The sequence below is a fragment of the Kitasatospora sp. NPDC059747 genome (assembly GCF_042732955.1).
Classification (GTDB): Bacteria; Actinomycetota; Actinomycetes; order Streptomycetales; family Streptomycetaceae; genus Kitasatospora.
In genome coordinates, this window is sequence record NZ_JBHWGV010000016.1 from 48,892 (window position 1) to 54,475 (window position 5,584).

Consider the following 5,584-nt stretch of genomic DNA (forward strand, 5'->3'; position numbering starts at 1 on the left):
GGGGGGGGGGGGGCGGGGGGGGGCGGGGCGGGGGGGGGGGGGGGGGGGGGGGGGCCCCGGGGGCCCCCCCCCCCCCGGCGGAGGTCAGCTCGCGGTGCAGGTCAGGGACGGGGCGGTGTTGCCGCCCGAGTAGGTCGCCTGGAAGCCGAAGCTGGTGGTGGCGTTCGGTGCCAGCGCGCCGTTGTAGGCCTGGCTGGCGGCCGTCACCGCGGTGCCGCTCTGGGCGGTGGTGGCGTTCCAGCTGTTGGTGACCTGCTGGGTGCCGCCCCAGCTCCACGTGACGGTCCAGGACTTGGTCGCCGTGGTGCCCGTGTTGGTAACGCTCACATTCGCCGTGAAGCCGCTGCCCCAGTCGTTGCCGACCGCGTAGGTGGCGGAGCAGCCGCTGGTGCCACCGCCGCCGCCCGACGTCGTCGTGGTGGCGCTCACCGCGGCGGAGGCGGGGGAGACGTTCCCGGCGGCGTCCTGCGCGGTGACGGTGTACTGGTAGGCGGTGGCGGCGGAGAGTCCGGTGTCGGTGTAGCTGGTGGTCGTCACGGTGGCGACCTTGGTGCCGTTGCGGTACACCGCGTAGCCCGTCACGCCGGCCGGGTCGGTGGAGGCCGTCCAGCTGAGCGACACGCTGCTGCTGGTGGTGCCGGTGACGGTCAGCCCGCTCGGCGCGGTCGGGCCGGTGTTGCCGCCGGTGCTGCCGAACGCCGGGTAGGCGTTCTGCACGAGCTGCCGGAACTGGACGGGGAACCACTGCCCGGCCGGGATGTTGGAACCGGGGATGGCGTCGGTGGGGTAGGTGTTGCCGTTCCCGTCGCTCTGGGTGCCGTTCGGGTCGCAGTGCGGGTCGCCGTGGGGGTGGGAGGCGTCCGGGTAGTCGCCGTCGGACTCGCCCGGCGGCTTGACCCAGAGGAACGCGATGATCGGGTTGCCCGCGCCGTACGGCAGGGACTGCGGACGGGCGCCGATGCCCGCGCCGTTGATGTTGCACCAGTCGCCGCGGAAGGGCTTCTGGTCGACCTTGTTGGCCGCGACGTACGCGTCCACCGTGGTGGGGCTGGAGTTGAGCGCCGTGGGCCGGGCGGAGCCGCCCCAGCCGTTGCGCGAGGTGTCGACCAGCATGCCGATGCTGCTCGGGAACCCGTTGGACACCAGGGTGGAGTACATCGCGGTGTCGTAGTGGTACTCGTCGAACGCGGGGTTGTACTGGTAGAAGTTGGCCGACTTGAGCGGCTGCCCGCCGACGGTGAGGTCGGGGTTGGTCAGGAACGGCTCGGCCAGCGGCGTGGTGTTGGCGGTGTCGCTGATGAAGCCGTCGACGCTCGCGAACCCGGCGGTGGTGGCCTGGGCGACCTTCGCGTACTCCTTGCCCGCCGGCACCATGTTGTTGGACCAGCCGAGCCAGCCCGCGTGGCCGATGTCCAGGTAGTTGTACACGTTGGGGATCGCGTGCAGCTTGTTGAGCGTGTACTCGACGCCCGATTCGTAGAACGGGGTGGCCGTGGCGCAGGCCGGCTTGGACTGGTTGGTCACGGCGTTGGGCAGCGAGTCCGGCTCGATGACGGCCGCGATCCGGATGCCGGCGTACTTCGGGTTGGCCAGGACGGCCGCGATCGGGTCGATGTACTGCGTCTCGTACGTGGTCAACCCGGCTGCGGTGGCGGGGAGTTCGCCGTTGGAGGCGATGGCGGCGCAGTCCCGTCCCGGCAGGTCGTAGACGACGACCTGGAAGACGACCGGCGTGGTGCCGCCCTGCTGCTGGGCCAGTGCGTGGTCCAGGTGGGCCTGGAGGCCGAGGTGGGTGGCGTCGCCGGCGATCGCGCCGATGTGGTCCATCCAGACGGCGGTGGGGTTGGCGGCGACCTGGGATTCCAGAGCGCCCAGGGAGCCGCCGTCGGCGGAGGCCTGGGCCTTGACCTCGGCCGCGTAGTCGGGGTTGAGGTAACCGGTGGCACCGGCGAACGGGTTGGCGACGTGGTCGGCGGCGGCTCGTGCGGGGGTTGCGGGGGCGGCGTGTGCCGAGGCGGCGGCTCCGATGCTCGGCAGCAGGCCGGTGGCGCCGAGCAGCGTGGCGGCCGCTGCCGTGCGCAGGCGACGCAGGACGGGATGGGGCACGTCCGGGTCCTTTCGGATGGGTGGGGAGTCCTGACGGGATCGCTGAAATCGGGGTGGGAACGCGTCCACTTGGGGCCGCGGCGATCCCCTCCACATCAAGCCAGGGACCGAGAAACGCCGTCAATAGTCGCGGGAGCGCTCCCACAAGCCGCTGTAACTTACACGCCGCAGAGCCGGGCGGCCCGGCGGCCCCGGGTCCCCGTTCCGCGCTGGTCGCCGCCGTGCTCCCGCCCCGGCGGGCCCGCCGGCAGGCACCGCCGGGCCCTGCGGGCGCTTCCCAAGCCGGGCGTGCCACTTCACGATGACGCCACACCTCCGTCCGCCGCGCAGCCCCCACCCGCGCGGCGGTACCCCACCCATCTGGAGGACGTACATGCGACGCAAAGCCCTGCGCTTCAGGGGCAACCGGCTCACCATCACCGCGACGGCCACCGCACTCGCCCTGATCGCCGCGGCGGGCGGCTCCCTCACCGTACCCACCGCAGCGGCGGCCACCGGCCTTTCCTGCAACGTGAGTTACGCCGTCGGCAACGACTGGGGCAGCGGCTTCACCACCAACGTCACCATCACCGACACCGGCACCACCGCCATCAACGGCTGGACCCTCGGCTACTCCTACTCCGGCAACCAGACCCTCCAGAACGGCTGGAACGGCAACTGGACCCAGAGCGGACAGGCCGTCACCGTCACCAACCCCGGCTACGCCACCACCATCAACCCCGGCGGCGCCTACACCACCAGCGCCAACTTCTCCTACAGCGGCACCAACACCGCCCCCACCGCCTTCACCGTCAACGGCACCCCCTGCCGCGGTGCCAACCAGCCACCGACCGTCTCGCTCACCTCTCCCACCGCCGGGCAGACCTTCACCCCGGGCTCCACCGTGACGGTGTCCGCCACTGCGGCCGACGCCGACGGCACCGTGGCGAAGGTCGACTTCTACGCCTCGACCTCGGCCGGCTCCAACACCCTGATCGGCACGGCCACCACCGCGCCGTACAGCATCGACTGGGCGAACGTGGCGGCGGGCGACTACTCCGTCACCGCCGTGGCCACCGACGACGCCGGCGCCACCACGACCTCCACGCCGGTCGCGATCAAGGTGGCCGGTCCGAGCGTCCTGGTCAGCCCGGCCTCGCTCGCCGTCCAGCAGGGCGGCACCGGCACCTTCACCGTCGCGCTCTCCCAGGCGCCGAGCGCCAACACCACGGTGACGGCCGCCCGTTCGGGCAGCGACTCGGACCTCAGCCTCACGTCCGGGGCCTCCCTCACCTTCACCCCCGCCAACTGGAACGTCCCGCAGACCGTCACCGTCGCGGCCGGCACCGACGCCGCGCAGGTCGGCGGCACCGCCACCTTCACCGCCTCCGCGACCGGCTTCGGCTCGGGCGCCGTCACGGTGACCGAGGCGGCCAAGACCTCCGGCTACGACCGGTACTTCCTGGACCTCTACAGCAAGATCAAGAATCCGGCGAACGGGTACTTCAGCCCGCAGGGCATCCCGTACCACGCGGTGGAGACCCTGATCGTCGAGGCCCCCGACTACGGCCACGAGACCACCTCCGAGACGTACAGCTACTGGCTGTGGCTGGAGGCGGACTACGGCCGCGTCACCGGCGACTGGACGGGCTTCAACAACGCCTGGACGAGCCTGGAGACCAACCTGATCCCCAGCCACGCCCAGCAGCCGGGCCAGAGCGCCTACAACCCGGCCAAGCCCGCCCAGTACGGCCCCGAGAAAGCCCAGCCGGACCAGTACCCGGCCAAGCTGAACGCCGGCGTGCCGGTCGGCAGCGACCCGCTCTCCGCCGAGCTGAACAGCGCCTACGGCAGCGCGGACGTGTACGCCCCGGCCTGGCTGCTGGACGCCGACAACAAGTACGGCTTCGGCCAGTGCGAGGACGGCACCAGCAAGCCCAGCCTGATCAACACCTTCCAGCGCGGCCCGGAGGAGTCGGTCTGGGAGACGGTGCCGCAGCCCGACTGCGACCTCTTCAAGTACGGCAACAGCGGCTCCGGCTTCCTCAGCCTGTTCAACGACGGCGGCGGAAACTACAGCAAGCAGTACAAGTACACCGACGCGCCCGACGCCGACGCCCGGCTGGTCCAGGCCGCCTACTGGGCCGAGCAGTTCGCCAAGTCGCAGGGCAAGAGCGCGGCCATCACCACGACCCTGGCCAAGGCCGCCAAGCTCGGCGACTACCTGCGCTACTCGCTCTACGACAAGTACTTCAAGCAGGCGGGCAACTGCCTCGGCTCCACCGCCTGCCCGGCCGGCACCTCCAAGGCGAACGAGCAACTCGGCCTGCTCACCTGGTACTTCGCCTGGGGCGGGGCGGCCGACGGCGGCTGGTCGTGGCGGATCTCCGGCTCCACCGCCCACCAGGGCTACCAGAACCCGATGGCCGCCTGGGTGCTCGCCAACGACCCCGGCCTGAAGCCGCTCTCGCCGAGCGGCGCCACCGACTGGGCGGGCAGCCTGGACAAGCAGCTCCAGTTCTTCCAGTGGCTGCAGTCCACCGAGGGCGGCATCGCCGGCGGCGCCACCAACAGCTGGGGCGGGAACTACGGTGACGACGCGGTGCCGCCGGCCGGCGACCCGACCTTCTACGGCCTGTACTACGACTGGCAGCCCGAGTACCACGACCCGGCCTCCAACCAGTGGTTCGGGTTCCAGACCTGGTCGATGGAGCGGTTCGCCGAGTACTACTACACCACCGGCGACACCCGGGCGAAGGCCATCCTCGACAAGTGGGTCCCGTGGGCGATGTCCGTCGCCAAGGCCGACCCGGCCACCGGCACCCTCACCACCCCCGACAAGCTCTCCTGGACGGGCGCGCCCGATACCTGGAGCGCCACCAGCCCCGGTGGCAACGCCGGCCTGCACGTCACCGCGAGCGGCACCGCCACCGACGTCGGCGTGGCCGGCTCGCTCGCCAAGACCCTCTCGTACTACGCGGCCAAGTCCGGCAGCAGCAGCGCCCGGACGTTCGCCCAGAACATCCTGGACACCCTCCACGCCAAGTACACCGACGGCCTGGGCTACTCGGCCGCCGAGACCCGCACCGACTACAGCCGCTTCACCCAGGCGTACTCGCCGACCACCCACCAGGGCCTCTACGTCCCGCCCGGCTGGACCGGCACCTACCCGGACGGCACCAAGATCAGCTCGTCCAGCACCTTCCTGTCCATCCGGCCCTGGTACACCAACGACCCGCAGTGGTCGAAGGTGCAGAGCTACCTCGACGGCGGTGCCGCGCCGGTGTTCACCTACCACAGGTTCTGGGCCGAGGCGGACATCGCCACCGCCTTCGACACCTTCGCCCAGCTGTTCCCGACGGTGAACCCGGGCAGTTGAGCAGACCCCGGCCCCGGCACCGGGGGCGCCGGCGGGGGGCGGGCGGGGGGCCCCCCCCGGCCGCAGCCCGGGGCCCCGGGTTTAGCAAAAAACTCGGAAAATTATAACACGCGAGTGAGT

The 5,584-nt window shown here is 71.3% G+C and carries 2 protein-coding genes; one reads left to right on the top strand and one right to left on the bottom strand.

Annotation, left to right across the window (positions count from 1 at the left end; genetic code table 11):
* Positions 1–84 precede the first annotated feature (84 nt).
* Positions 85–2,106, bottom strand: a complete 2,022-nt coding sequence (locus tag ACFV4G_RS09835) for a glycoside hydrolase family 6 protein (RefSeq protein ID WP_380438368.1) — start codon at positions 2,104–2,106, stop codon at positions 85–87.
* Between the two features lie 373 nt (positions 2,107–2,479).
* Here ACFV4G_RS09835 and ACFV4G_RS09840 point away from each other — a divergent pair, with 373 nt between their 5' ends.
* Positions 2,480–5,464, top strand: coding sequence for a glycoside hydrolase family 48 protein (locus ACFV4G_RS09840; protein WP_380438370.1), 2,985 nt, complete (start codon positions 2,480–2,482; stop codon positions 5,462–5,464).
* Positions 5,465–5,584 lie beyond the last annotated feature (120 nt).